Source organism: Streptomyces sp. NPDC048644, from assembly GCF_043199105.1.
Classification (GTDB): Bacteria; Actinomycetota; Actinomycetes; order Streptomycetales; family Streptomycetaceae; genus Streptomyces.
Genome location: NZ_JBICVO010000004.1, coordinates 421,285 through 447,196, shown reverse-complemented (window position 1 = coordinate 447,196; position 25,912 = coordinate 421,285). Strand labels below are relative to the sequence as shown.

21 protein-coding genes are annotated in these 25,912 nt (G+C 71.3%); 11 read left to right on the top strand and 10 right to left on the bottom strand.

The window, feature by feature from the left end; genetic code table 11:
• Positions 1-66: 66 nt before the first annotated feature.
• The gene (locus ACGFNI_RS11635; RefSeq protein ID WP_393682776.1) at positions 67-507 is read right to left on the bottom strand and encodes an ATP-binding protein; all 441 of its coding nucleotides are present in this window, start codon (positions 505-507) and stop codon (positions 67-69) included.
• Positions 508-810: 303 nt separating this feature from the next.
• Entirely contained in the window at positions 811-1,713 is a 903-nt protein-coding gene (locus ACGFNI_RS11630; RefSeq protein ID WP_393682774.1) for a heavy metal transporter, read from the bottom strand.
• 39 nt (positions 1,714-1,752) lie between these two features.
• Between ACGFNI_RS11630 and dapE the strand changes: the two genes are divergently transcribed.
• Both dapE and ACGFNI_RS11620 read left to right on the top strand, forming a co-directional pair.
• On the top strand, positions 1,753-2,844 hold the full coding sequence (dapE, locus tag ACGFNI_RS11625; RefSeq protein WP_393682772.1) for a succinyl-diaminopimelate desuccinylase: 1,092 nt from the start codon (positions 1,753-1,755) through the stop codon (positions 2,842-2,844).
• A 112-nt stretch (positions 2,845-2,956) separates the two neighbouring features.
• Positions 2,957-3,715: a TIGR00730 family Rossman fold protein gene (locus tag ACGFNI_RS11620; protein ID WP_393682770.1), complete on the top strand. Its 759-nt coding sequence runs from the start codon at positions 2,957-2,959 to the stop codon at positions 3,713-3,715.
• Positions 3,716-3,773: 58 nt separating this feature from the next.
• Here ACGFNI_RS11620 and sbnA read toward each other — a convergent pair whose 3' ends face one another.
• The 5 genes from sbnA to ACGFNI_RS11595 all read right to left on the bottom strand — a co-directional run bounded on the left by sbnA (position 3,774) and on the right by ACGFNI_RS11595 (position 12,907).
• Entirely contained in the window at positions 3,774-4,775 is a 1,002-nt protein-coding gene (sbnA, locus tag ACGFNI_RS11615; RefSeq protein WP_393682768.1) for a 2,3-diaminopropionate biosynthesis protein SbnA, read from the bottom strand.
• A 36-nt stretch (positions 4,776-4,811) separates the two neighbouring features.
• Positions 4,812-5,882 (bottom strand): 2,3-diaminopropionate biosynthesis protein SbnB, encoded by a 1,071-nt coding sequence (gene sbnB / locus ACGFNI_RS11610; protein ID WP_393682766.1) that lies wholly within the window; start codon positions 5,880-5,882, stop codon positions 4,812-4,814.
• Positions 5,879-6,883: a TauD/TfdA family dioxygenase gene (locus ACGFNI_RS11605; protein WP_393682764.1), complete on the bottom strand. Its 1,005-nt coding sequence runs from the start codon at positions 6,881-6,883 to the stop codon at positions 5,879-5,881. Before ACGFNI_RS11605 ends, sbnB begins: the two co-directional genes overlap by 4 nt.
• Before the next feature lie 76 nt (positions 6,884-6,959).
• Positions 6,960-10,214, bottom strand: coding sequence for an amino acid adenylation domain-containing protein (locus ACGFNI_RS11600; RefSeq protein ID WP_393682762.1), 3,255 nt, complete (start codon positions 10,212-10,214; stop codon positions 6,960-6,962).
• 104 nt (positions 10,215-10,318) lie between these two features.
• On the bottom strand, positions 10,319-12,907 hold the full coding sequence (locus tag ACGFNI_RS11595; RefSeq protein WP_393682760.1) for a Pls/PosA family non-ribosomal peptide synthetase: 2,589 nt from the start codon (positions 12,905-12,907) through the stop codon (positions 10,319-10,321).
• Between the two features lie 1,350 nt (positions 12,908-14,257).
• Here ACGFNI_RS11595 and ACGFNI_RS11590 point away from each other — a divergent pair.
• Both ACGFNI_RS11590 and ACGFNI_RS11585 read left to right on the top strand, forming a co-directional pair.
• Positions 14,258-16,036 carry an MFS transporter gene (locus ACGFNI_RS11590; RefSeq protein ID WP_393682758.1) on the top strand — a complete coding sequence of 593 codons (1,779 nt, stop codon included), beginning with the start codon at positions 14,258-14,260 and terminating at the stop codon, positions 16,034-16,036.
• A complete protein-coding gene (locus ACGFNI_RS11585; protein WP_393682756.1) occupies positions 16,036-16,638 on the top strand; it encodes a MarR family winged helix-turn-helix transcriptional regulator in 603 nt (200 codons plus the stop codon). The genes ACGFNI_RS11590 and ACGFNI_RS11585 overlap by 1 nt, the downstream gene beginning before the upstream one ends.
• 73 nt (positions 16,639-16,711) lie before the next feature.
• On the opposite strand, the gene folP is transcribed toward ACGFNI_RS11585, so the two are convergent.
• Entirely contained in the window at positions 16,712-17,572 is an 861-nt protein-coding gene (folP, locus tag ACGFNI_RS11580; protein ID WP_393682754.1) for a dihydropteroate synthase, read from the bottom strand.
• Between the two features lie 91 nt (positions 17,573-17,663).
• On the opposite strand from folP, the gene ACGFNI_RS11575 reads away from it, so the two are divergent.
• Both ACGFNI_RS11575 and ACGFNI_RS11570 read left to right on the top strand, forming a co-directional pair.
• Complete coding sequence (locus tag ACGFNI_RS11575) at positions 17,664-18,134, top strand: DivIVA domain-containing protein (RefSeq protein WP_393682752.1); 471 nt, start codon at positions 17,664-17,666, stop codon at positions 18,132-18,134.
• Positions 18,131-18,751 (top strand): DNA-3-methyladenine glycosylase I, encoded by a 621-nt coding sequence (locus ACGFNI_RS11570; protein WP_393682750.1) that lies wholly within the window; start codon positions 18,131-18,133, stop codon positions 18,749-18,751. The genes ACGFNI_RS11575 and ACGFNI_RS11570 overlap by 4 nt, the downstream gene beginning before the upstream one ends.
• Positions 18,752-18,805: 54 nt before the next feature.
• On the opposite strand, the gene ACGFNI_RS11565 is transcribed toward ACGFNI_RS11570, so the two are convergent.
• Complete coding sequence (locus tag ACGFNI_RS11565; RefSeq protein ID WP_393682748.1) at positions 18,806-19,606, bottom strand: enoyl-CoA hydratase/isomerase family protein; 801 nt, start codon at positions 19,604-19,606, stop codon at positions 18,806-18,808.
• A 332-nt stretch (positions 19,607-19,938) separates the two neighbouring features.
• On the opposite strand from ACGFNI_RS11565, the gene ACGFNI_RS11560 reads away from it, so the two are divergent.
• A complete protein-coding gene (locus tag ACGFNI_RS11560) occupies positions 19,939-20,106 on the top strand; it encodes a DUF3117 domain-containing protein (RefSeq protein ID WP_003985072.1) in 168 nt (55 codons plus the stop codon).
• A 170-nt stretch (positions 20,107-20,276) separates the two neighbouring features.
• On the opposite strand, the gene ACGFNI_RS11555 is transcribed toward ACGFNI_RS11560, so the two are convergent.
• Positions 20,277-20,960, bottom strand: coding sequence for an O-methyltransferase (locus tag ACGFNI_RS11555; RefSeq protein ID WP_393682746.1), 684 nt, complete (start codon positions 20,958-20,960; stop codon positions 20,277-20,279).
• 165 nt (positions 20,961-21,125) lie between these two features.
• Here ACGFNI_RS11555 and sigE point away from each other — a divergent pair, with 165 nt between their 5' ends.
• The 4 genes from sigE to ACGFNI_RS11535 all read left to right on the top strand — a co-directional run bounded on the left by sigE (position 21,126) and on the right by ACGFNI_RS11535 (position 25,825).
• Positions 21,126-21,899 (top strand): RNA polymerase sigma factor SigE, encoded by a 774-nt coding sequence (sigE, locus tag ACGFNI_RS11550; protein WP_393682744.1) that lies wholly within the window; start codon positions 21,126-21,128, stop codon positions 21,897-21,899.
• Complete coding sequence (locus ACGFNI_RS11545; protein ID WP_393682742.1) at positions 21,896-22,804, top strand: zf-HC2 domain-containing protein; 909 nt, start codon at positions 21,896-21,898, stop codon at positions 22,802-22,804. Before sigE ends, ACGFNI_RS11545 begins: the two co-directional genes overlap by 4 nt.
• A gap of 128 nt (positions 22,805-22,932) precedes the next feature.
• Positions 22,933-25,227 carry a trypsin-like peptidase domain-containing protein gene (locus tag ACGFNI_RS11540; RefSeq protein WP_393682740.1) on the top strand — a complete coding sequence of 765 codons (2,295 nt, stop codon included), beginning with the start codon at positions 22,933-22,935 and terminating at the stop codon, positions 25,225-25,227.
• Positions 25,228-25,342: 115 nt separating this feature from the next.
• The gene (locus ACGFNI_RS11535) at positions 25,343-25,825 is read left to right on the top strand and encodes a sec-independent translocase (RefSeq protein ID WP_393682738.1); all 483 of its coding nucleotides are present in this window, start codon (positions 25,343-25,345) and stop codon (positions 25,823-25,825) included.
• The last annotated feature ends 87 nt before the right edge of the window (positions 25,826-25,912 follow it).

The following is a 25,912-nucleotide window of genomic DNA, read 5'->3' as shown; positions in this document are numbered from 1 at the left end:
CGACGCGCACGCACAGGGGCCCGGGGAGAGCGCACTCCCCGGGCCCCTGCGCGGTCGTTGTGCCGGTCAGTGGCCGATCGGCAGACCGCCGAGCAGGCCCTTGGCCGGGGCGCTGCCCGCCACGCCCTTGACCGCGTCGGTGGCCAGCGTGTCGGTCGACAGGCCGTGCTTGGCGGTCTTGCCGAGCAGGTCCCCGGCGCCCTCGGCGGCGCGCTGCGTGGTCGGAGCGGCCTTCTCGACCGCCGGGCCCGCGGTCTCCACGAGCGCCGGGGCCAGCTTCTGGACGGCAGCGGTGCCGGTCCTGTTCACCACGTCGACACCGTCGCGGGCGGTGTGGTCGAGCGTCTCGCTGGTCTGCGGCGAGTCCAGGCCGGTCAGTCCGCCCAGGTCGGACGCCTTGGACAGATCCACGGCGCTCGCGGAGCCGGCCGCGGCCACCAGGGGAGCCGCACTCGCTGCGATGAGCAGGGCGGCTCGGGCGATCCGACGCGAAACGGGGAGGGACATGGTGCTCCTTTTACGGAAAGGGCGCGTACTTCTGACAGATGTGCCATGTCCGCCGGGCGGACGGACGCCTTGACTACCGCGTCAGACCCCCGAAGGTTGCGGTGAACATTGGCAAAGAGTTGGTAACGCGTCACATAATCCGCACTCGCTAAAGACGGGCAATATGTGCACCGCGCGGCGCCCGCAGGAAATGCCACGGCCCTTTGCGTGCAGGGGAGATGAGGGAAAGCGCCGACGCATCGGCAAGAACTCCCGTCACGGCAAAGGGAATTCGCCCGTAACCCTGTCGGGGGACGGTGCGGACTACTGCCCGGCGATGATACGAACGTCGCCCGGACCCCGGCCGGGAACCGCGTCGTCCGCCGCTTTCCCGCGCACCCAGCCCTCTCCCGAATCCGCCGCACGCCAGGTCCGGCCGGCATAAGAGATCTGTTCGATGTGCAGCTCGCCGGAGTGGGCCATCGCCCACATGGCCACCTCCCAGCCGTGCCGCGTCCCCTCGGCCGGCACCCGCACCGTCCGCGCGCCGCCGCCCGCGGCCTGCCCGTGCGGCAGCACACCGGCGCCGAACTCACGGACCAGCTTCTCCCGCACCTGCGCCCCGCTGCCGGAGCTGTCGTCCACCGGCCGGCTCTGCGTGCACGTCATCGCCGCCCCGCCCCGGCCGGTGAGCGCCCGTGCCAGCTGCGCGGCATTCCCCTCGTGCTGCGCGTAGGCCCGCGGAAAAGCGCTGCGCTGCACCCGCTGGGCCGCCTCTGTCAACGGCAGTTCGGTATACCCGTGCACCTTCACCAGATGCGTATAGAACTCCCCGGCCGAATAGACCGGATCCATGATCTCCCGCACGGTGCCCCAGTCCTGCGAAGGCCGCTGCTGGAAAAGCCCCACCGAATCGCGGTCGCCGAAATCGATGTTGCGCAGCTGGGACTCCTGCATCGCGGTCGCCAGCGCGATCGTCACGGCCTGCTCCGGCAGTTTCCGCGAGGACCCCACGGCGGCGATCGTCGCCGCGTTCGCCGCCTGCTCCGGTGTCAGCTCGTACGGCTGCCCCTCGCCTTCCGCCTGCACGGTGCACCGCGGAGCACCGGGGCCGCCGGTCACGTACTGCACCACCAGATAGACGGCGAGACCGAGGAGTACCGCGAAGGCCGCGGTGAGGCGCCACAGGCGCTTGCGGCGCGGGGAAACGGAGGGCTGAGCTGACACGGGCCAACCGTACTGGAGCCGGGCGATAGGGTCGGCCGCATGGAGCGCTCCCCCGACCACCCCGCCCTCGACCTCTCGCTCGACGCCGCCGCGCTCACCGCGCAGCTCGTCGACTTCCCCTCCGAGAGCGGCAACGAAAAGGACCTCGCCGACGCCGTCGAGCACGCCCTGCGCGCGCTGGACCACCTGACCGTCGACCGGTACGGCAACAACGTCGTGGCCCGCACCCACCTGGGCCGCGCCGAGCGGGTGGTGCTCGCCGGGCACCTCGACACCGTGCCGATCGCGGACAACGTCCCGTCCCGGCTCGACGAGAACGGCGTCCTGTGGGGCTGCGGCACCTGCGACATGAAGTCGGGGGTCGCCGTCCAGCTCCGGATGGCCGCCACCGTCCCGGCGCCCAACCGCGACCTGACCTTCGTCTTCTACGACCAGGAAGAGGTCGCCGCCCACCTCAACGGCCTCGGCCACGTCGCCGACGCCCACCCCGACTGGCTCGAAGGCGACTTCGCCGTCCTCCTGGAACCGTCTGACGGCCAGGTGGAGGGCGGCTGCCAGGGCACCCTCCGGGTCCTGCTGCGCACCACCGGGGAGCGTGCCCACTCCGCGCGCGGCTGGATGGGCGCCAACGCGATCCACGCCGCCGCCCCCATCCTGTCGGTGCTCGCCGGGTACACCCCGCGCCGCCCGGTGATCGACGGCCTGGAGTACCGCGAGGGCCTCAACGCCGTCCGCGTCGAGGCGGGTGTCGCCAACAACGTCATCCCCGACGCCTGCACGGTCACCGTCAACTTCCGCTACGCGCCCGACCGCACCCCGGAAGAGGCGCTGGCCCATGTACGCGAGGTCTTCGCGGACTGCCGGGTGGACGAGTTCGTCGTCGACGACCACTCCCCGGGCGCGCTGCCCGGCCTCTCGCACCCGGCGGCCAAGGCGTTCATGGAATCCGTCGGCGGCAGCGCGATGCCCAAGTTCGGCTGGACCGACGTCTCCCGCTTCAGCGCACTCGGCGTCCCCGCCGTCAACTACGGCCCCGGCTACTCGTTGCTCGCCCACAAGAAGGACGAACGCGTCGAGACCGACCGCATCCTGCACTGCGAGGAGCGGATGCGGGCCTGGCTGACGGCCTGAGCCGCCGTCGGACCGGCCGCCGTCCCTCCGCATACCAGCCGAATTCCCCTGGGCTTCACGCGGCTGGATCTACGCTTGACCGGTAACGATCTGCCAGCGGAGGGAGCACAACATGGCCAGTCCCGAGGGAGCACCGCCCCCCGAGGAGCAGCGGCTCGGCCCCGTACTGCGCCGTCACGACCAGGTGCAGGCCGGCACCACCGACCAGCGGCTGCTGGACTCCGAAGGCCCCTCCGAGTGGGTGCACACCGACCCCTGGCGCGTGATGCGCATCCAGTCGGAGTTCGTCGAGGGCTTCGGCGCGCTCGCCGAGCTGGGCCCGGCCGTCAGCGTCTTCGGCTCCGCCCGCACGCCCCGTGGCTCCGCCGAGTACGAATCCGGCGTACGGCTCGGAGCCGCCCTGGTGGAGGCCGGTTTCTCGGTCATCACCGGGGGCGGCCCCGGCGCCATGGAGGCGGCCAACAAGGGGGCGAACGAAGCCGGCGGCACCTCCGTGGGCCTCGGCATCGAGCTGCCCTTCGAGCAGGGCCTCAACGAGTACGTGAACCTCGGCGTGGACTTCCGGTACTTCTTCGTGCGGAAAACATGCTTTGTGAAGTACGCGCGGGGGTTCGTCGTGCTGCCCGGCGGACTCGGCACCCTGGACGAGCTGTTCGAGGCCCTCACCCTGGTACAGACCCGCAAGGTCACCCGCTTCCCGATCGTGCTGTTCGGCACGTCCTACTGGAGCGGCCTGGTCGACTGGCTGCGCGACACCCTCATCGCCGAGGGCAAGGCGTCCCTGCACGACCTGGAACTCTTCCACCTCAGCGACGACGTGGACGAGGCCGTCGCTCTGGTGACGAAGGAAGTGGGGCCGGGGGCCCGGTAGGGGCGGACCGGCCGGCGGGGGCGCCGGGGGAGCGCCCGCCGCGGTCCGGGCCGTGTCGTCAAAGCCGCGTCGAGCTGGGCGGGACTTGGAGGTCGGCGGCGGCTTCGGGGGCGAGCACGTCCTCGCCGTACAGGGCGTGCAGCCAGTTGGTCTGGTAGATGGTGTCCAGATAGCGTTCGCCGAGGTCCGGGGCTATGGCAACCGCTGTGAGGTCGTGGTTGTCGTGCTTGGAGAGCCACTCCATGGCGCCGCTGACCACGGTGCCGGTGGATCCTCCGAAGAGGAATCCGCGGCGGGCCAGGCGGTGGCAGGCACGGATGGTGTCGGCCTCCTCCACGCGGATCACCTCGTCCACGTAGGACTCGTCCAGCAGTGCCGGCTGGACGCTCGTGCCCAGGCCGGGGATCATCCGGCGGCCCGGCTCGCCTCCGAAGGTCACCGAGCCGACGCTGTCCACCGCCACGACCTGCACCTGGCGGTGCAACTCCCGGAAGTAGCGGGCGCAGCCCATCAGGGTGCCGGTGGTGCCGGTGCCGATGAACAGGACGTCAAGGCGCGGGAAGTGGCGGGCGATGCCCGGCGCTGTGGTGCGGTAGTGGGCCTTCCAGTTCTCCGCGTTGGTGTACTGATTCAGCCATACGTGCCGGTTGTCGGCGGCGCACAGCGCTCTGACGTGGGCGATCCGCGCGCCGAGCAGACCGCCGCTCGCCGCCGGTTCGGCGACGACGTGCACCTGGCTGCCCATCGCCTCCATGAACCGGCGCGCCGAGAGGTTGCAGCGCGCGTCGGTCACGCACACGAAGCCGTAGCCCTTGCTGGCGGCGATGATGCTCAGGGCCACGCCCAGGTTCCCCGACGAGGACTCGACCAGGATGGAGCCCGGTGTGAGGGTGCCGTTCCACTCGGCGGCCTCCACCATCTCGGTCGCTGCCTTGAGCTTGATGGAACCCGCGAAGTTGAAGCCCTCACATTTGAGGAACAGAGGGTGCCCCGCGATCGACCGCAGGTCGACGTAGAGGTCCTCGGCGTTGAAGTCCATGGGTACGGAGATGATCGTCATGACGTCCCCCTCAACGGCAGCAGCGATCTTGGCCGGTCAGCCATGCCGGCGTAGTTCGTGGAAGAAGTCGTCGACGAGGTGCAGCCCGCCGGAACGGGCCACCTCGTCGTAGACGTACTTGCCCACCGCGAGATCCAGCACCCCCAGTCCGAAGGGCGAGAACACCACGGTCCGGTCCGCCGGTACCGTCACCCGCCCCGCCGCCACGTCGTCCAGCGTGCCGGTGAGGAAGTCCCTTCTGCCGGTGCGCTGTTCGGCCAGGTGCGGCGAGGTGCCGGCCTTGAGGCAGTGCTCGATGTCGTCGACGATGTTGGCGGAGGCGAGCACGATCCCGGGGTCGAGGTCACGCAGCGAGATGTGCAGCACCAGCGGGTGGTGAGCGAACCACGACAGGTCGCTGACGTGCGGTTGCCCTGCGACGGTTGCGAAGACGACCAGGTCGCTGTTGCGGATCAGGTCCTCGGCACTCCGGTGCACGGTGATCCCATGGCCGGCGCCGGACTGCTCCAGGTAGAGCCGGAATCCGGCGGCGCTGTCGGCGGACAGGTCGTGCACGCCGATCCGGTCGAACTCCCAGCCGGTTTCCGCCAGGAAGGTGTGGATGTAGCGGGCGATCAGGCCCGTTCCGAAGAAGCCGATGCTGCGGGGGCGCGTCCTGCCCCGGCTGAGCCGGTCGGCGGCCAGCGCGGCGGACGCCGCCGTCCTGGTGGCGCTGATGATCGAACTCTCCAGGCAGGCGAACGGATACCCCGTGTCGTGGTCGTTGAGGATCAGCACCGCCGAGGCCCGGGGGATTCCGGCCGCCACATTGGCGGGGAAGCTGGAGATCCACTTCATGCCGTCCACCGGGGTCTGCCCGCCGAGCGAGGCGGGCAGCGCGATGATGCGGGAGGCAGGACGGTCGGGGAACCTCAGGAAGTACGAGGGGGGATTGACCGAGGCGCCGGCGCCGTGCAGCCGGTAGGTGGCTTCGACGAGGTCCACGACCTCGCGCGCCCGCCCCTGGAGTGCGTGCTGGACCTGGGCTCCGGGGATCACCGCGAACGACGGCACGGGGTGCGGCACGGGAGCGGTGGACCGGGGATCGGTGGAGTGCAGGCTGGTCATGGGGCGGTCACCTCAAGGGTTGGCGAGCAGTCGGTCAGGGACACCCGGTCGGCCAGCGAGACCAGGACTTCGCGGGGGCCTTCGAACGGCTCCCTGCTGTGTGCGGTACGGATGTTGTCCACGAGCATCAGGTCGCCGGCCTGCCAGGGTTCGCGTGCGGTGTGGGTCTGGTAGACGCTGTTGAGCAGGTCGATGACGTCCGCGTCGATGGGATCGCCGTTCCCGTAGGAGGTGTTGAACGGCAGCCCGTCGGCGCCGTAGGAGTCCACCAGGTACTCCCGGATCTCGGGGGCGAGCGTCCACTCGTTGAGGAAGGCGATCTGGTTGAACCAGCACCGCCGGCCGGTGAGCGGGTGGCGTACCACGGCGCTGCGCCGCTGTCTGGTGCGCAGGGAGCCGTCCGGCTGCCACCGGAACGCGATGGCGTGGGCGCGGCAGTAGCGTTCGACGGCGTCCCGGTCCTCGGTGCCGAAGACCTCGGCGACGGAGGCTCCGATCTCCTCGTTGTAGCTGCGCGTCAGCAGCCAGCCCTGCCGTTCGAACCGCTTGACCAGTCTCCTGGGGAGCGCCTTCAGGACCGCGGTCGCGTCGGCCACCGCGGTCGCCCCGCCGTCGGTGGGTGCTCTCAGGCACGCGAAGAGCATCAGGCGGGGGAATTCCACCGTGTAGCTCAGTTCGTGGTGCATGCACATCGGCTGGTTCGGGGGCCACTTCGATGAGGAGTACACCCCGGTGTCGTAGGTCTGCCGGGGCGCGAAGCTCTCCGTCTCCGCCATCAGGTCGGTGGACAGTGCCCTGAAGGCCGCCGCGGTCCCGGCCGCGTCGCGCAGGCCGAGTCCGCGGACCAGGACGGAGCCGTGCTCGGTGAGGGTGGCGCGCAGGGCGTCCCGGTGCCGGGACACCCAGCGTGCCGGGTCACCGTCGGGCTTCGCCAGGAGCATCGGTGGTCTGCCGGGTCGCAGGGCGACGTCGAGCGGGGACGTTGAAGAGGGCGATGACATGTGGTGCCTTTCCGTGGCGGGGTGCTCGGTGCCGGTGTGCGGGGGATGGGGTGTGCCGCCGTCGGCGCCTTGGTGTTCAGGCGGGGGGCGGCGCGGCCACGCGGTGCAGGACGGCCTGCGCGGTCGCGGCGGGGCGGGTGCGCGGGAAGTGGTGACCGCCGTCGGGGAGCCGGTGCAGATCGACGTGTGCGGCCAGGCGGAGCCAGTCGCGGTCCGGGTGGCGGGTGCCCGCCGTGACCGGGTCGTCGTCGGCGATGACCAGAGTGAGGGGCGCGGCCAGCTTCGCGGCCGGCGGGTGGTCCAGGGCGTCGGCGAAGTAGTGGTGCGCGGCCACGCAGTCGTGCCGGTAGGCGGCGCCGGTGTGCGCGGCGCGCCGGGCGTCCTGTGCGCCGTGCGGGTGGCCGCCGCCGTCCGCGGCCAGCTCCTCGGCGATCTCCGCGGCGCTCCGTGCGGCCAGGGCGTCGGCCGCGGCGCGCCGGCCGGCGGCCTCGCCGAGCAACTGCGCCCCGATGAAGACCCGTTGTACCCGCACGCGGCGGGCGTGCAGCAGCCGGGCCGTCGCCACGGCGAACGCGGCACCGGCGGAGTGGCCCCACAGCAGGACCCCGGTCAGGCCGCGCCGGGTGATCTCGGCGACGGCCAGTTCGGCCACCTCCTCCAGCGGCGCGAAGGGTTCACGCTCGGCGGCCGGGTCGTGGCCGGGCAGTTCGACGGCGTGCAGGGCGAACCCGGCGCTCCGGAGCGCCTCGGCCATCGGACGGTAGGTGATCGCGTTGCCGCCCGCGTAGGGGAAGCACACCAGGTGGCCGAGGGGCTCGCCCTCCGGTTCTGTGAGGGTGTGCAGCACCCCGCGGCCCCGCTCGCGGCGGCCGTCCAGCAGGTCGGCCAGGTCGGCGAGTACGGGGTGACGCGTGAGGTCCTTGAGGGAGACGGCCCGGTCGAGAGCGATCACGAGTTTCACCGCCGCCAGCGAGGTGCCGCCCCGGTCGAAGAAGTGGTCCTGCCGCCCGATCCCGTCCTCCGGGACGCCGAGGGCCTTCGCCCAGGCGGTGGCCAGCCGCCGCTCGGTGGGATTACGCGGCGGGCGGTGGTGCTCATCCGGCTCCGCCGGCCGGTCGGCGAGTGCGGTGAGCGCCTTCTTGTCGGTCTTGCTGTTGCCGGTCAGCGGCAGCTGTTCCTGCCAGTGGAAGGCGGTGGGCACCATGTACGCGGGCAGCGACGTCGCCAAGTGCTCCCGCAGTGCGTCGGTCTCCAGGGGCTGCGGGCCGCAGTAGAAAGCCACCAGGTGCCTTCCCTCGCCGTCGCCCCCGGCCACCACGACGGCGCCGTCGCGGACGCCTGGCACCCGCAGCAGCGCGTTCTCGATCTCGCCGATCTCGATCCGGAACCCCCGGATCTTGACCTGGGCGTCGCGCCGGCCGAGGAACTCCAGCTTCCCGCCGGGCAGCCAACGGCCGAAGTCACCGCCCTGGTAGAGCCGTTGGCCCGGGTGGTGCGGATCCTTCAGGAAGGCCAGCCGGGTGCGTTCGGGGTCGTTGATGTAGCCCCGGCCGACGCAGACGCCGGAGAAGACGATCTGGCCGGGGGCGCCCAGCGGCACCGGCTCCAGCTGTTCGTCGACGACGTAGACGTGCACGTTGTTCACGCACGGCCCGAGCGGGATCCGGTTGCCGTCCGGTGCCCGGTCCATCACCTCGTGGTTGGTGTCGTCGGACGTCTCCGTCAGCCCGTAGGCGTTGACGAGCCTGATCCCGGGCCGGGCCGCGAACCAGCGCTGTGCCAGCTCCTTCTTCAGCGCCTCTCCGGTGACCGAGACGCACCGCAGGTCCGGAAGCGGGCGTGGGTGCAGTTCCAGGTGGGTCAGGACGGCTTCGAGGTAGGAAGGGACGACCTGGAGTACGGTCACGCGCGCCTCGGCGAGGGTGTCGGCGAAGCGCCGGACGTCCAGGACCACCTGCTGCCCCACCAGGTGGGTCCGCCCGCCGACCAGCAGTGCGGAGACCAGTTGCCACAGGGAGATGTCGAAGCACTGGGGGGCGGTCTGGGCGACGACGTGGCCCTCGGCGATCCCCAGGTCGCCGATCTTGGCGTAGAGGTGGTTGAGGAAACCGGCGTGCTCGCACATCGCGCCCTTGGGTTCCCCTGTGGAGCCGCTGGTGAAGTAGATGTACGCGAGCTGATCGGCGGCGACTTCCACGCCGAGATCGCCCGCGGAGTGGCCGGCGGCGAGGGCGACGTCGACGCGGAGCGTACGGGCTCCGGGGAGGGCGGTGAGGGCCTGGTCCAGGGTGGCGGTGCTGCCGGGCTCGGTCAGAACGAGGTCGCATCCGGCGCGGGTGAGCATGGCCGTGATGCGGTCGGCCGGGAAGTGCGGCTCGACGGGCAGGTAGACGCCGCCCGCCTTGAACACGGCCAGCACGGCGGCCATCCAGTCCAGGTTGCGCTCGGTGACGACGGCCACCACTCCCTCGCGGGCCAGGCCCTGTGCCAGGAGGGCGCGGCCGAGGCGATTGGCGCGCTCGTTGAGTTCCCGGTAGGTGCACCGCTGATCGCCGTGGACGGCGGCGACCGCGTCGGGGTGGGCCCGTACCCGTTCCTCGAACAGTTCGTGGAACCGGCGCTCGGGCAGCTCGCGGTGGGGTCCGGCCAGCTCTTCCAGCTGGAAACGGCGTTCGGCGGCGGAGAGCAGGCTCTGCTGCCGGTGCGCGGTGCCGGGGCGGGCGTCGAGCAGGGCGAGCGCGGTGAGGTGGTAGCCGGCGATCCTGGCAGCGCTCGCCGTGTCCAGGGCCTCGGTCCTGTGCCGCAGCCGCAGGGTCATCCGGGCGCCGTGGCGCAGCACCGACACCCGCAGCACGGTGTCGCCGGCCGGCTCCGTCCCGTCCCCCGACAGGTCGAGTTCGGTCTCGAACAGAGCGGTTCCCAGGCCGAGTTCGACCCCGAGTTCCGGCACCGGGTGGTGCCGGTGTGCGAGCACGTCCGTCATCGTCCGGGCGGACTCCCGCGCCAGATCGCGCCAGCTGCCGGGTGCGGTGGAGACCCGGCAGGGCAGCGCGGGGCCACCGTCGGCGGGCAGGTAGCCGCAGGTCACCTCCCGTTCCCCGGAAAGCGCGGCGAGCACCCTGGCGTGCGCGGCCAGCAGGACCGCGTCCAGGGGGACGCCGTTCGCCGCTGCCCATCGGTCCAGTCGTGCCACCAGGCCGTCGGGCAGCGGCAGTTCGTATGAGGCGATGCCGGTCACCGGATCGGGGGCCCATCGCGGGACCGCGGTGAATCCTCCGGTGGTCAGGGCCGTTCGCCAGTACTCTCGATCGTCGTCCGTCGGCTTCTTCATCGTGCTCCCTCTGCCGGCTCCTGCCGTGGCGCCGCTGGTGTCCGGCCACGGCAAGGCGCTTGGTCGTGCGGTGCCGGGGTGGTGGTCGTGCGGTGGGGCATCCGTCAGGGCGGCGCGCTTCCGGTGACGGCCGTGCCGCCGGGTCCGCGGTGCTGCGGCGGCACCGGGCCGGTGTGCGCCGGGGCCGTCCGCTGACGGCGAAGGTTCGTTTCGGCGGCCGGGTTTCCCGCCCACCGTGCGTGCCGGGGCACGTCTTCGCCCTTCATCAGGAAGGAGTCGGCGTCGAGCACCGCGCCCTCGCCCATCGTCACGCCGTAGTGGACCAACGCGCCCACCCCGAGGGTGCATCCGGTGCCGAGCGTGCTGTGGTCGGACTTGAAGGTGCCGTCCTCCTGGGAGTGACACTGGATCTTGCTGCCGGCGTTCAGGGTGCAGTCGTCACCGACGGTGGTGAGCGTGCGCTCGGTGAAGTTGCAGCCGTCGTCGAAGACCCTGCGCCCCAGCCGGACCCCCAGCAGCCGCCAGAGCATGTTCTTGAAGGGAGTTCCGTTGAACGCGTTGAAGTGGGTCTCTGGCACCTTCCACAGGCGCTCCTGGTGCCAGAAGTGCGGGGTGTAGATGGAGCGCACCTGAGGCCGCAGCGGACGGAACCGCGTCATGCACCGCTCCACCAGCGCGTAGTAGAGGGCGGTGAACGTCATGGCGCACACCAGGAATCCGGCGTCCAGGAGGATTCCGACCCCGTCGTCGCGGTCGGCGGTCGCCATGCTCAGCAGGGTCAGCCCGAAGACGTGCCCCCACCGGACGAGCAGGAACAGGCCCATGGTGCGGAGGTTGTAGCGGTTCTTGGCGGCCAGGCGCCGACGCAGTTCGTCCCCGGTGCGCAGGTGATCGAAGCGGATGTCGCGTTCCACCGACCGCGGGATCTCGAAGCAGGGCGAGCCGAGCAGGCCCACTCCCGTACGGATCTCACCTTCGAGCGGGACCATCACCTTGGTCGCCAGGAGGCAGTTGTCGCCGGTGCGGCCACCGGAGGGGTAGGCGATGAAGTTGCCGAGGAAGTTGTGCTTTCCGATCGTGGTGGGGGTGACGCTGAAGGAGGTGCGGGAGAACTCGGCGTTGAGGACCGACAGCCCGTCGGCGACCATCGTGCCGCTGCCGACGAAGCTCAGGAACGGTGAGTCGTGCTGTACGGCGCTGCCGAAGTTCGATCCGGTCTGCTCGACGCGGGAGAGGTTGTACCCCAGTCGTTGCAGGTAGTGGACGATGTAGCTGCTGTCGCCGAAGAGCCAGATGAAGAATTTGAGGTTCGTCATGCGCGCGACCGTGCGGTACGTGCCGTAGCGGAAGCCGTACAGCGGATATGCCTTCCCCGGCTCGATCACCCGGTGCAGCAGGCGGGGAACGGTGAACAGCGCGGCCAGCCCCACGATCACGAACCCGAAGAACAGCACGAGAGAGAGGATCAGCGCGTCGACGTAGAACACCGTCGAGGTGGGGGACGGTTCTTCCAGGTCGTTCAGGCCGTCCAGCAGGGGTACCCCGGCCCACAGCGCGGCGAGGAGCGAGATGCTCAACGGCAGGACGATGAGCAGCGTCTTCGCGAGACCGGCCATGCCGAAGGCGGCCCGTCGCAGGGTTCCGCACCGTGCGGGCGCGACCCGCACGTAGTTCAGCTCCGTGGGCTGGGCCGGTGTGCCGTGCCATCGCCGGCCGGCGGGCACGGCGTCGCCTCGGTGCAGGGTGGAGGTGTGACCGAGTTGCGCGCCGTCCCCCATCGAGGTGTCGATGTCCAGCACCGTTCGTTCGCCGATGAACGCGTTACGGCCGAGGGTGACCGCACCTGTCTGGATCCGCCCGGCGTGGGCCCGGTAGCAGAGGAAGAAGGAGTCCTTGCGGATCACCGTTCCGGTGCCGATGGTGAGCAGGTCGGTGCAGACCGGGATGTGGCGGGACAGGACCGTGACGTGGCTGCCGATCTTCGCGCCGAGCGCCCGCAGATAGAGCACGTAGACGGGACTGCCGACGAGCAGCACCATGGGGTTGGCATGCACCAGCGCCTTGACGATCCAGAAGCGTAGATAGGTCGCCCCCCAGACCGGGAACTCGCGGGCTTTCCACCGCCCGATGAGCAGCCATTTGGCCACGACGGGCAACGCGCACAGGCCGATGAATTCGGCGCTGCCGAAGAGGGTCGCCCGCCCGTAGATGCCGACCGGACCCGCCCCTCCGGAGACCCATGCGTAGCCTCTCATGGTGGTGAATGCGAGGAGTAAGGAGTATCCGATGAAGAACGCCAACTGCGCCGCTCCGCAGGCGACATAGCGCACGGTGCTGCCGGGAAGTGGCGTTTCGCCGGGAACGCCGGCAGGCGTGGCGGGCCCCGGGACGGCGTCGGCGAATGCCGTGGCCAGGCTTCGGACCGTCGTGTGCTGGTAGATGTCCTTCATCGATACCGGGGGAAGGTCCGCCCGTTTCCTGACGCGGGCACAGAAGTGCGCCATCACCAGTGAGTCGGCCCCGAGATCGTCAAAGAAATGCCCGTCGACCGGCACCTGTTCGGTGCCCACGACTTCGGCGAGCAACTCGGCGAAGGCCGCCTCCAGGCCGGCCGTGGATTCCGTTCCTTCCGTGGTGGCCGATGCGGTTTCGCCCGGAGGTCCGGACGCGGCATCGGCAGGTTCTCTCCCCACATGAACTCCTTGAGCAATGCCTGTGTTTGCGGGCTGAATGGGATTCGTGGGCGTGCGGCCGGGATGCGTGATGAAGCAGCGGCCGGTGGACAACGTGCCGATGCGCGGCGAGGGCGGAGCGCGTCCACCGTGCATACGCACTTCGTCCAGCCCGTACAGGTGCGCTGGTCGCACCGCCCGAGCGGGAAGGCGCGGAATTTCCGCCGCACCCGCATCGCCCGCGGACTGCTTCAGGGGCGTGGCGAGGTTTCCCCGCGGAACCGTGCGAGACGCCCGCCCACACGCCAGGACCCGGGCCCGGGATGTGTCACCCGGGGAGCGGCGACGCGCGCCCCGGGTGCACCGGGCAGCGGCCTTCCCCTGACCACAGCCGGCATATCCGAGGAAGCCGCGTCGATTGACCGGCTACCCGCTTCACGGATTCGAAAAGTCACTCCGGACCAGTGCCGACAGAAGCCGGATGATCAGTTCCGACAGCACCCGAACGCTGTATAGGGATTCCCGCACACGGCTCCCCCTTTCCGGTCCAACCGAATGGGATCGTTGAAGAACGTAGGGCTCTGTCCGGTTCTGAGCCAGCCGAGTGCAGGCCAACAAAAATTACGCTCCCGCACGGCACGGAAAATGATCAAGCGCCCCGCCCCGGAATGTCTGGCCATCGCATTACCATGCATCACGCGGCGTTCTCCACCTGCTGTTCAGTGGCTCTCCCGCTGCCTCGGAGGGCAGAAATCTCCTCGCCTTCCACCCCTCAAAAGACATGTAAATGCTACTTATCGGGCGTGTCGCGCGGGGCCCTAAAGGTACAAATGCCTAAACTCGGCAGGCGGGAAGTCGGTCGGCCTACCCGTCGGCGCTGAATCGGAATGGCGCAAATCAGCCGATGCGTCGCGCTCCATGGATAAAGGTTTACCCTGGCTCCGGTAATGGCGCTCCGTAATCCGGTAAACGCGCTTCCAGGAAGCTCCGAGAATATTTTTATATTCCTTCTTCCGGAGTTTTCCGTCCAGCCCCACATGGCACACCGAACGCACAAAGGATCTCCTGCCCTTTCTGCCCCGCGCAGGGAACAGGCTCCCGGGACCGCTCTCGGGTGTGGCCGCCGCCCGAGGGGAGCGCGGGACAGGGCGTCGGCTCGGGCATTCCGCGAGCTGTGGCCGATCCCTGGCCGCCATCCGCACCGAGGTCTAAAATTGGTTGATGTCAAGCAAGTAAATATCCCGGTGGGAGTGATGTCCCGTGGGAAAATCCGCTGCTGATCCGGCGCCCCTGCCCGGCCCGCTCCGCGCCCGGAGCCGCGTCCCCGGCCCGCGCCACAAATGGGTCGCCCTCTCGAATACGACCCTCGGCGTGCTGATCGCCTCGATCAATATGTCGATCATGCTCATCGCGCTGCCCGACATCTTCCGCGGCATCGGCGTCGACCCACTGCGGCCAGGAAACACCGGCCTGCTGCTGTGGCTGATCATGAGCTATCTCGTCGTCACCGCCGTCCTCGTGGTCAGCTTCGGCCGGCTCGGCGACATGTACGGCCGCACCCGCATGTACAACCTCGGCTTCGCCGTCTTCACGGTCTTCTCGGTGCTGCTGTCCGTCACGTGGATGCACGGCACGGCCGGCGCCCTGTGGCTGATCGGCATGCGAGTCCTCCAGGGCGTCGGCGGCGCACTGCTGATGGCGAACTCCAATGCGATCCTCACCGACGCCTTCCCCGCCCGGCAGCGTGGCCTCGCCCTGGGGCTCAACCAGGTCGCCGGCATCGCGGGTTCCTTCGCCGGCCTGGTGCTCGGCGGCCTGCTCGGTCCCGTCAACTGGCGCCTGGTCTTCCTCGTCTCGGTCCCGTTCGGCGTGTTCGGCACGGAATGGGCCTACCTGAAATTGCGCGACACCGGCATCCGCACACCCGCACGTCCCGACTGGTGGGGCAACGTCACCTTCGCCGCCGGCCTCATCGCCGTCCTGGCCGCCATCACCTACGGCATCCAGCCCTACGACGGGCACACCATGGGCTGGTCCAACCCCGCGGTGATCGCCGCGCTCGCCGGCGGGGTGCTGCTGCTCGGCGTCTTCTGCGTCGTCGAATCGAAGGTCGCCGAGCCCATGTTCCACCTGCGGCTCTTCCGCATCCGTGCGTTCACCGCAGGCAACCTCGCCAGCCTGCTCGCCTCGCTCGGCCGCGGCGGCCTGATGTTCATCCTCATCATCTGGCTCCAGGGCATCTGGCTGCCCCGGCACGGCTACAGCTTCACCCAGACCCCGTTGTGGGCAGGCATCTACATGCTCCCGCTGACCCTCGGCTTCCTGGTGGCGGGGCCGGTCTCGGGCTGGGCATCGGACCGCTTCGGCGCCCGTACCTTCGCCACCGGGGGCATGCTGCTGGCCGCCGGAACCTTCCTGGCCCTGGAGACCCTGCCGGTCGACTTCGATTACCCCGGCTTCGCCGTGATCCTGCTGCTCAACGGTGCCGGCATGGGCCTGTTCGCGGCCCCGAACAGGGCCGCCGTCATGAACAGCCTGCCTCCCGACCAGCGCGGCGTCGGCGCCGGCATCAGCACCACGTTCCAGAACTCCGCCATGGTGCTGTCCATCGGCATCTTCTTCTCCCTGATGATCAGCGGGCTGGCCGCCTCCCTGCCCCACGCCCTGACCACCGGCCTGACCGCGCAGGGTGTCCCGCCATCCGACGCCGCCAAGGTCGCCGCCCTGCCACCGGTCGGCGTGCTGTTCGCCTCCCTGCTGGGCTACAACCCGATCCGTACGCTGCTGGGCCCGCAGGCACTCGACGGCCTGCCCCACGGCCACGCCACCTATCTGACCGGCCGGGAATTCTTCCCCCAGCTGATCTCCGGGCCGTTCGCCCAAGGACTGGCCGTCGCCTTCGACTTCGCCATCGCCGCCTGCCTCATCGCCGCCGTCGCCTCCCTGCTGCGCGGCGGCCGGTACATCCACGGCGACACCACAGCCGCCCCCGCACCCGAAGCCCACGCCGTACGAACCACCGTCCGCGACGGCCCCACCGGCTCCTCGGCACCGCACCACCCCGCCACCGCAGCCGCTTTGCCCCCCGGCACCGCACCACCCGGCCCCGACGGCCCTACGCCCCCGCCGCCACGCCCCGGGAGTCCCTGATGGACGCCGCCGACCCGCCGGACACCGCCACGACGCCGCACGGAATGCCACCGGCGCCCACACCTCTGCCCCCCGCGGACCCCGCGGACCCCGCCGAGACAGCAGGACGGCTGCGTGCCGTCGTCCTGCTCCTGCTGCCCGCGCTCCGCGGCCACAGCGCACACCACGACCTGACCCCCAGCCGGCTCGCCGCCCTCGCAGTGCTCGAAACCCACGCACCCCTGCGGATCAGTGAACTCGCGGCACGGATGGACATCGCCCTGTCCACCACCTCACGCATGGCCGACCTCCTCGACAGCTGCGGCTGGATCACCCGCCGCCCCGACCCCCAGGACCAGCGGGCCAGCCTGCTCGGCCTCAGCCCCGCCGGTCGCACCCTGCTGCACTCGGTGCGCTGCGAGACCACCAGCCACCTCGCCCGGGAGATCGCCCACCTGCCACCCGACCGGCAACGCCTCCTGTACGACGGGCTCCCGGCACTGGAAGAGCTCGCAGAACGGACCCGGCCACCCTGCCCCCGCACCACAGGACCCGGCGGACCACAGGACCGCACGGAAACCGCCCAGGAGACAGAGCCGGGCGGGACCTCGACCGCGTCCTAGAGGAGTGAGTCCGAAGCCGTGCCTGCCCGGCGCGCCCTCCGGGAGGACGGCACGGCTTCGGACTCGCTCCTCTCTAGGCGAGCCCCCGCCGTGCGACCGCGGGCGCCCGGTGGCCGGCGATCGAGGCCACCATGTCCAGCACCTGGCGGGTCTCGGCGACTTCGTGGACGCGGTAGATCTGCGCCCCGAGCCAGGCGGACACCGCGGTGGTCGCCAGGGTGCCGAGCACCCGCTCCTTGACCGGCTTGTCGAGGGTCTCGCCGACGAAGTCCTTGTTGGACAGCGAGACCAGCACCGGCCAGCCGGTCGCCGTCATCTCGCCGAGCCTGCGGGTCGCCTCCAGGCTGTGCCGGGTGTTCTTCCCGAAGTCGTGCCCCGGGTCGATCATGATCGCGTCGCGCCGTACGCCCAACTCCAGGGCGCGTTCGGCCAGTCCGACGGTCACCCGGAGGATGTCAGCCATCACGTCCTCGTACGTCACCCGGTGCGGGCGGGTACGCGGTTCGGCGCCGCCCGCGTGTGTGCACACCAGGCCGGCGCCGTAGCGTGCGGCGACCTCGGCGAGCCGGGGATCGACCCCGCCCCAGGCGTCGTTGAGCACGTCCGCACCGGCCTCGCAGACCGCCTCGCCGACGTCGTGCCGCCAGGTGTCGACGCTGATGACCACGTCCGGGTGACGTTTGCGCACCTCCGCGACGAACCCGACCGTGCGGCGCGCCTCCTCCTCGGCGGTGACCTCTTCGCCGGGGCCCGCCTTGACGCCGCCGATGTCGATGATCGCGGCGCCGTCGGCGACCGCCTGCTCGACGCGGGCGAGCGCGGGCTCGTCCCGGAAGGTGGCGCCCTGGTCGTAGAAGGAGTCCGGGGTCCTGTTCACGATCGCCATGATCACCGGCTCGTGCGCGTCGAACTCGCGATTCCCCAGCCGCAACATTGGTAACTCCTTCTCCGTGGTCCGCCAGCGACCCTAACTGTCACAGCCGCATGGCACGATCGGGGCAGGTGCATCTTCCGGGGAGTTGGTCGTGTTCTGGTTCTTGCTGATCGCCATGGTCGTGGTGGTCGCCGCGGTCACCCTCGTCGTCGTCGGCGGGGACCGCGGTGGCCTGCGCGACGCCGAACCGGACCGGCTGTACGACCCGCTGCCCCCGGAGCGGCCGGTGGTCCGTGCCGACGTGGACGCGGTGCGCCTGCCGGTGACCGTCCGCGGATACCGCATGAACGACGTGGACGACGTCCTGGACCGGCTGGGCGCCGAACTGGCCGAGCGGGACGCCAGGATCGCCGAACTGGAGGCGGCGCTCGCGGGCGCGCACGCGGCGGCCATCGGCGGCCCCGAGCTGATCGCCGACGCGGCGCCCGAGCCGCCGCAGGACTCCGGGGCGGACGCGCCGGACGCTCCGGACACGACCGATGGGACGGACGACGGGGACGGGCGGCAGGACGACGCACCACGGCCCGCGACCGGCGCACACAAGGGGGAGGACCGGGCATGACAGATGTGGTGACGGCTCCGGACGGCGTCCCGCGCTGTCCGTGGGGCATGGAATCCGAGAAGATGGCCGACTACCGCGTCTACCACGACAGCGAGTGGGGCCGGCCGGTCCACGGCGACGACGCGCTCTTCGAGCGGATGTGTCTGGAGGCGTTCCAGTCCGGCCTCTCCTGGATCACGATCCTGCGCCGCAGGGAAGGCTTCCGCGCCGCGTTCGCGGACTTCAGGATCGCCGCGGTGGCGCGGTTCACGGACGAGGACGCGGCACGGCTGCTCGCCGACCCCGGGATCATCCGCAACCGCGCCAAGATCGCGGCGGCCATCAACAACGCCCAGGTCGCGGCCACCCTGGCACCCGGTGAACTGGACGGCCTCATCTGGTCGTACGCGCCCGACCGGGCCGGCCGCCCGGTGCCGCGGCGGATCACCGACGTACAACCGACCACGCCCGAGTCGACGGCGCTGGCCAAGAACCTCAAGAAGCGCGGCTTCCGCTTCGTCGGCCCGACGACCGCTTACGCCATGATGCAGGCGTGCGGCCTGGTCAACGACCACCTCGCCGACTGCCACGCCCGCGCGGCGGCGGACGCGGCGGCGACGGAGGCGGCAGCGCGCTGACGGCGCTCCCCGGGGGCGCCGGCCGGCACCCCCGGGACGCCCGTCGGGGCGCGCCTACCGCCCCAGATAGACCGGCTTCTCCTTCTTGACGAACGCTTCGACGGCGATGTGGTGGTCCTCGGACGCACCGGCCCGCGCCTGGAGTTCCTCCTCCTTGCCGAGCGTCTCGGCGAGGGAGTGCCCGGCGCCGTACGCCAGCGATTCCTTGAGCGCGGCGTAGGCGACGGTCGGCCCCTCGGCGAGGCGGCGGGCGACGGCCGCCGCCTCGGCGGCCAGTTCACCTGCGGGCACGACCTTGTTGGCGATGCCAAGATCCTGCGCTTCCTGGGCGCTGACGTTGCGCGGGAAGAGCAGCAGATCGGCGGCGCGGCTGCGGCCGATCAGCCGGGGCAGCGTCCAGGACATCCCGGAGTCGGCGGTGAGGGCGACCCCGGCGAAGGACGTGTTGAACGACGCGGAGTCGGCGACGACGCGGTAGTCGGCGGCGAGCGCGAAGCCCGCTCCGGCGCCCGCCGCGACCCCGTTCACCCCCGCGACGACCGGCTTGGGCATCTCGGTCAGCGCGGTGACGATGGGGTTGTAGTGCTCGCGCACGGTGTTCATGGTGCTGCCGGTGCCGTTCGCCCGGTCCTCACCCAGCAGCCCGATGTGCTCCTTGAGGTCCTGCCCGACGCAGAAGGCGCGCCCGGTGGCGGTGAGCAGTACGGCGCGCACGGCGGGGTCGGCCGCGGCTTCCTGGACGACGTCCCGCAGCCGCACCTTCGCCTCGACGTTCAGCGCGTTCATCGCTTCGGGGCGGTTGAGAGTGATCGTCGCGAGTCCGTCGGTCACGTCGTAGAGCACGGTGTCGGCCATAAGTGGGGGTTCCCTCCGTCGTGGCTCGGGCTGCTCGGCAGTGGCAGTCAGCGCTCAGGATGCCGGAGATCATCGGCCCCTGGCATGTGACGTACATCAAAGAAAGGAGGCGGAACCGGTGCCGAAGGGTGGCGCAGTATCGCAGTCCCCTCCCCGAATTGAGTGGTTTTGGGGGAGGGAGTCGGTGAAGGGAAGCTGTCCGATGTTGGTCATCGGGTCGTTCGATGCGGGATAATGGCCTGGAAGCAATGTGTTCGATGCCGGTGACGCGTGCCTACAGGGGCCGTTGGCCGTCGGCGGACGATGAGCTGGTTTCAGGAAGGGGAACGAGCATGGCGGCCATGAAGCCGCGGACGGGTGACGGCCCGCTCGAGGTGACCAAGGAGGGGCGGGGCATCGTCATGCGCGTTCCGCTCGAAGGCGGCGGGCGACTCGTCGTCGAGCTGACACCCGACGAAGCCAAGGCCCTGGGTGAGGCCCTGGAAAAGGTCACCGTCTAGAGGGCGGCCCGACTTGCTGCGGTCCCCGGGGAGCTGACCCCCGGTATCCCCAGCCGATACGACGGCCCCGGCAGATGGCACGCGTTCACCGCGCGCCGTGTGCCGGGGCCGCTTCGTTTCCCGCGTCCCGCGTGGGCTCCGCCGTCGCTCCCGGTCCCGCCCGCGGTGGTTCAGCCGCGCTTGACGGCACAGAGCAGCCCGTCGCCGACCGGCAGCAGGGACGGCACCAGCGTGGTGCTCTCCCGGATGGCGCGCAGCAGTTCACGCAGCCGCAGCACCTCGGCCGGCTGCACCGAGGAGTCGACGGTGCGCCCGTCGGCGAAGACGCCTTCGAAGCAGACCAGGCCGCCGGGGCGCAGCAGCCGCAGCGCTTCGGCCAGGTACTCGATGCACTCCATGAGGTCGCCGTCGCAGAAGACCAGGTCGTAGCCGCCGTCGGCGAGCCGGGGGAGGACGTCCAGGGCGCGCCCGGGGATGAAGCGGGCGCGGTTGCCCGCGAAGCCCGCCTCACGGAACGCCTGCTTGGCGAAGGTCTGCCGCTGCGGTTCGAGGTCGACGGTGGTGAGCACGCCGTCGGGCCGCATGCCGTGCAGGAGGTAGATGCCCGACACGCCGGTGCCCGTACCGATCTCGGCGACGGCTTTGGCGTCGGCGGTGGCGGCGAGCATGCGCAGCGCGGCGCCGGTACCGGTCGACACCGTACGGATTCCGGCATCGCGTGCGCAGTCACGGGACCAGCGCAGGGCGACGTCGGTGGTGTCGTTGATGGTCCCGGCGCCGTACGCCTCGGCGAATGCCAAGCCCGTCTGCCGGTTGCCGGTAATGGCCCTCTCCTGTCCCCGTAGTTGACGCAACCGTGACTGTATCCGCTGCGTGCGGGAACCCGCAGATGGGACCGGGCGTTAGCAAGGGGCAGGGGGGATGCACCGGTGAAGACCGATCGAGACGCGAAGCAAGACCAGAAGCCGGACCAAATGCAGGTCAAAACTGCTTATCCGGAGCTAACGGGCGAGGTGGATATGGTAGGGGCTCTACTGGACACCACCAGAGCCACCAGGGGAGGTGCGGCTGCGCCGGGTGACCGAAGAGCGCCGAGGCGCTTGAGATGGTCGTTCGCCGAGCCGAAATCCGTGACATACACCGCTGACCGTCGCCGCGCCCACGATTCCGCACCCACCGCGAGCTTCGCCACAGACGCGGATGCGCAGGCGTGGACTCCGCCCAGCTGGGAGGAGATCGTCAGCACCCACAGTGCACGCGTCTACCGCCTCGCCTACCGCCTCACCGGCAACCAGCACGACGCCGAGGACCTCACCCAGGAAGTGTTCGTCCGCGTCTTCCGTTCGCTGTCGACGTACACCCCCGGCACCTTCGAGGGCTGGCTGCACCGCATCACGACCAACCTCTTCCTGGACATGGTCCGCCGCAGGCAGCGCATTCGCTTCGACGCGCTGGGTGACGACGCCGCCGAGCGGCTGCCCAGCCGCGAGCCGTCCCCGCAGCAGCACTTCAACGACACCCACTTCGACGCCGATGTGCAGCAGGCGCTGGACACCCTCGCGCCCGAGTTCCGTGCCGCCGTCGTGCTCTGCGACATCGAGGGCCTCTCGTACGAGGAGATCGCGGCGACCCTGGGCGTCAAGCTCGGCACCGTCCGCAGCCGGATCCACCGCGGGCGTTCGCACCTGCGCAAGGCGCTCAAGCACCGCTCGCCGGCCGCCCGCGCCGAGGAGCGCGAGCAGCAGCAGCGGTCGCTGGCCGCGGTGTCCACAGGGGAGGTCGGAATCGCGTGAGCGGCAGTGGCGGTGCGTCCCCCGCCGAGCAGCATCTCGGCGACCGCCTCGCGGCCCTGGTCGACGGCGAGTTGGGCCATGACGCGCGCGAGCGGGTGCTCGCGCATCTCGCGACGTGCGGAAAGTGCAAGGCGGAGGCCGACGCCCAGCGGCGGCTCAAGAGCGTCTTCGCCAGGGCAGCGCCCCCCGGTCCTTCCGAGGGGCTGCTGGCGCGTCTGCAGGGTCTCCCCGGCGGCGACCAGGACGGCCAGGGAAGCAGGCTGGGCAGCGGCGGATTCGGACGGGCCGAGCTGAGCGGCGGCGGCTCCTTCGGCTACCTGCCGTCCGACGGACACGGGCTGCACGGCGCGGTCGCGCAGCCGCGCCGACGCGGCTTCCGGATACATGAGACCGAGCGCCCGGCACCCCAGCGGCGGCGGTTCGCCTTCGCCGCGGCCGGCGCCGTCTCGCTCGCGGCCATCGCGCTCGGCGGCGCCCTGCCGCTGGAGGCCGCGGTCGACGCACCCAACCGCCAGGAGGGCGGCACGGCCGTCACCCCGCTCAGCGCGGAGGACGGCGGCGACCCGCTGCGCAGCGGCGGCTTCCTCACCGCGGGGGACGCCCGTTCCGCGGTCGGCGGCCCGACCGTGGCGCCCGCCCCCAGCTCCATGGGCCTGTACGGCCCGTCATCGCCGCGGCCCCCGGTTTCCCCGTCCGCACGCGTCTCGACGGACGGCAGGTTCGGCTCCGCGCCCCTGATGTCCCCCACGGACCGCGCGGTCGACGCGCACCTCGCGCCGCTCGCCGTCGGCAGCGTCCACTACCCCCGGGCACACACCCCGCCGCTGGAGCACGAGCGCCCGCTGCTCGGCTCCGCCTCCTCGCCCGACCCCACGGGCCGGAGCTCCGCTGCCGCCCGACGCTGACCGTCCGCTGCGCCTTGTCACAGAGAGCTGATTGAATCCCTGTGGGCGGCGCGCACCCCTGCCGGGGGCGCGGACCGCGAGGTGGCGGTGGCCCGTGGGGAGCCGCGGGCGAAATGTGTGGGGAGAGCATGGACGACGGTACGGTCGCCGGGTCGAAGCTGAAGTGGTGGAGCCGCCAGGGACGCGCCCCGGAGACGCAGCCGGCCGCCGATACCGGCCCGCACCAGCCCCTGCCTCCCGCCGAACCGGAGACGCGACGGCAGCCGGACGAGGCCGCCCCCGGGGCGCACCCGGAGATACCCGGCCAGGGCACGACACCCGACCCGGCCCCCGAGGCGACGACGCAGGTGCCTGCCGCCGCTCCCTCCACGGCTGTCACACCCGCTGCCGCCCCCGCCACGCCCGAGGGGTCCGGCGCACCCGCGACAGGGCCGCAGACGGCCGTTCAGGGGGACGGCGCGGTGGGCGTGGACGGAGTGGATGGAGTGGCCGGAGTGGCTGCCGCCGGGCCCGGCAGTGACGACGCGGCAGCCCCGCTGCCAGGTACGGACACCGTCACGCCCGCCCCAGACGTCACGCCTGCCCCCGATGAGGCCCCGCGCACCGACTCGTCGGCGGCCCCGGCACCGGCCCTGACCCCGCCCCAGGCCCCGGAGGTTCCGCCCGCCCGCCCGCAGCCGCTGCACGCCGAGGATCCGTACGGCACGCCGCCGTACGGCGGTCCCGGGCCGTGGGCCCCGGCGCCGCCGGTCCAGCGTCCGGTCACCGCCCCCGGCAGCGGCACGCCCCCGGGCCCGCTGCCCGCCTATGGCACGGCCGTCCCGGGAGCGATGCCCCCGCAGGCCCCGATGCCGAACTCCGCGTACCCGGAGGCGCCGCAGCGGCAGGTCCCGGCCGCGGCGCCGCTGCCGGCCGCCGCGCCGCCCGCGCCACAGGGGGCCGGTGCCGCCGCCGAGCAGCCGGTGCCCGGCCGGGCCACGGGGGAGCACCCGCTGCCGGCCGAGCGCCCCATGACGCAGCGCGCCGACGCCGCCCTTCCGCCGCATGCCGAACGGCCCGTTCCGGAAGGCGGGTTCATGCCACAGCCCGGCGACGGCGGCCCCCGTCCCGCCGCGGCACGGGCCGCCGGGACGGACCGGCCCGCTCCCGGAGCCCAGCCCCTCACCGGACACGCCCCCGAGCACGCTCCGGGCCATCCCGCAGGTCACCCCGCCACCCCGCCGCCCCCGCAGGGCGCCTGGGGGCAGTACGACCCCTGGGGCCCGCCCGTCCAGAGCGGTCCTGCCGTACCGCCGCCGGCCCGGCGCAGCCGCCGCGGTCTGCTGGTGGCGGGCGCCGTGGTGCTGGCCCTGCTCGCGGGCGCTGCGGGCGGCGGCATCGGCGCGTACGCCGAGCGGCACGGCGGCATCAACGACATCACCCTCCCGCAGGATGGGGGCGAGCCCCCGGCCCGTGATCCGCACAGCATCGCCGGGATCGCGCAGACCGCGCTGCCCGGCGTGGTCACCCTGCACGTGCGCGGCAACTCCGAGCAGGGCACCGGCACCGGCTTCGTCCTCGACGGGCAGGGCCACATCCTCACCAACAACCACGTCGTCGAGCCGGCCGGCAACGGCGGCGAGATCTCGGTGACGTTCAGCGGCGGGCAGACCGCCAAGGGCCGGGTCGTCGGGCAGGACGGCGGCTACGACCTGGCCGTCGTCCAGGTGGACGGCGTGTCCGGCCTGCGTCCGCTGGCACTGGGCGACTCCGACGCGGTACGGGTCGGCGACCCGGTGGTGGCGATCGGCGCACCGTACGACCTGGCCAACACCGTCACCGCCGGCATCATCAGCGCCAAGCAGCGGCCGATCACGGCGGGCGGCGAGAAGGCCGACGGCAGCGACGTGTCCTACGTGGACGCGCTGCAGACGGACGCGCCGATCAACCCGGGCAACTCCGGCGGGCCCCTGGTGGATGCCAGGGCGAGGGTGATCGGCATCAACAGCGCGATCCGGGCGGCCGACAGTGGCAGCGGGCCCGACGGCGGCGCGGCCGGGCAGGGCGGCAGCATAGGGCTCGGCTTCGCCATACCGATCAACCAGGCCAAGCGGGTCGCCGAGGAGCTGATCAACACCGGGCGGGCGACCCATCCGGTGATCGGCGTCACCCTGGAGATGGGGTATCCGGGCGACGGCGCACGGGTCAGCGAGCTGAGCCGGGACGGCAAGGAGCCGGTCACCGCGGGCGGGCCGGGCGCCAAGGCGGGCATCAAGGGCGGGGACGTGATCACCGGGGTCGACGGTGCCCCGGTGCACAGCAGCGAGGAGCTGATCGTCAAGATCCGCAGCCACCGGCCCGGCGACACCCTGACGCTGACGGTGCGTCGCGGCGGGAAGGAACGGACGGTGCGCCTCACGCTCGGCTCGTCGAGCACGAGCTGATCGTTTGTACGGTGTTGTTGCGGGTGACTCCCGTGTGACGCCCCGGGCCAGGTACCGTGAGGGGCGGCCTGGCCCCGGGCCGTTGACGCCTGCGGATACCCCAAGGAGCTGAACGGTGTTCCTCGACATAGGACTCCCGGAGCTGGCGGCGCTCGCGATCCTTGGCGTGCTCATCTTCGGCCCTGACAAGCTTCCCAAGGTCATCCAGGATGTGGCGAGCTTCATCCGCAAGGTCCGGGCGTTCTCCGACAACGCCAAGGAAGACATCCGCAGCGAGCTGGGCCCGGAGTTCAAGGACTTCGAGTTCGAAGACCTCAAGCCGCAGAACTTCGTCCGCAAGCACGTCCTGGACAAGGACGAGTACGGCCTCAAGGACCTTCAGGAGATCCGCGACGGATTCGACCTGAAGAAGGAGATGGCCGAGGTCACCGACGCCGTCAAAACCGCCGGTGAAGACCCGGCCGACGGGGCGCGCGGCGGTGGCCGGCTGAACCTGTCGAAGGAGTCCCCGGCCGCCTCCGGCCGCATCGACCTGACGAAGGGCGGCGCCGCCCCGGCGGCCCGCGAGCACCCTCCGTTCGACGCAGACGCCACCTGAACCTTCCCTATGCCCGGCTGTGCGCGCCCAATGGCTATGCTCCCGGTGTCCGGGGTGAGGACGCCTGAGGGGGGCGGGCCGCCCACG

Excerpts from the sequence above, each read along its gene's own strand:
- ACGFNI_RS11635 (WP_393682776.1), bottom strand. The coding sequence starts at position 507 with ATGTCCCTCCCCGTTTCGCGTCGGATCGCCCGAGCCGCCCTGCTCATC.
- dapE (WP_393682772.1), top strand. The coding sequence starts at position 1,753 with ATGGAGCGCTCCCCCGACCACCCCGCCCTCGACCTCTCGCTCGACGCC.
- ACGFNI_RS11620 (WP_393682770.1), top strand. The coding sequence starts at position 2,957 with ATGGCCAGTCCCGAGGGAGCACCGCCCCCCGAGGAGCAGCGGCTCGGC.
- sbnA (WP_393682768.1), bottom strand. The coding sequence starts at position 4,775 with ATGACGATCATCTCCGTACCCATGGACTTCAACGCCGAGGACCTCTAC.
- sbnB (WP_393682766.1), bottom strand. The coding sequence starts at position 5,882 with ATGACCAGCCTGCACTCCACCGATCCCCGGTCCACCGCTCCCGTGCCG.
- ACGFNI_RS11605 (WP_393682764.1), bottom strand. The coding sequence starts at position 6,883 with ATGTCATCGCCCTCTTCAACGTCCCCGCTCGACGTCGCCCTGCGACCC.
- ACGFNI_RS11600 (WP_393682762.1), bottom strand. The coding sequence starts at position 10,214 with ATGAAGAAGCCGACGGACGACGATCGAGAGTACTGGCGAACGGCCCTG.
- ACGFNI_RS11585 (WP_393682756.1), top strand. The coding sequence starts at position 16,036 with ATGGACGCCGCCGACCCGCCGGACACCGCCACGACGCCGCACGGAATG.
- folP (WP_393682754.1), bottom strand. The coding sequence starts at position 17,572 with ATGTTGCGGCTGGGGAATCGCGAGTTCGACGCGCACGAGCCGGTGATC.
- ACGFNI_RS11570 (WP_393682750.1), top strand. The coding sequence starts at position 18,131 with ATGACAGATGTGGTGACGGCTCCGGACGGCGTCCCGCGCTGTCCGTGG.
- ACGFNI_RS11565 (WP_393682748.1), bottom strand. The coding sequence starts at position 19,606 with ATGGCCGACACCGTGCTCTACGACGTGACCGACGGACTCGCGACGATC.
- ACGFNI_RS11560 (WP_003985072.1), top strand. The coding sequence starts at position 19,939 with ATGGCGGCCATGAAGCCGCGGACGGGTGACGGCCCGCTCGAGGTGACC.
- sigE (WP_393682744.1), top strand. The coding sequence starts at position 21,126 with ATGGTAGGGGCTCTACTGGACACCACCAGAGCCACCAGGGGAGGTGCG.
- ACGFNI_RS11540 (WP_393682740.1), top strand. The coding sequence starts at position 22,933 with ATGGACGACGGTACGGTCGCCGGGTCGAAGCTGAAGTGGTGGAGCCGC.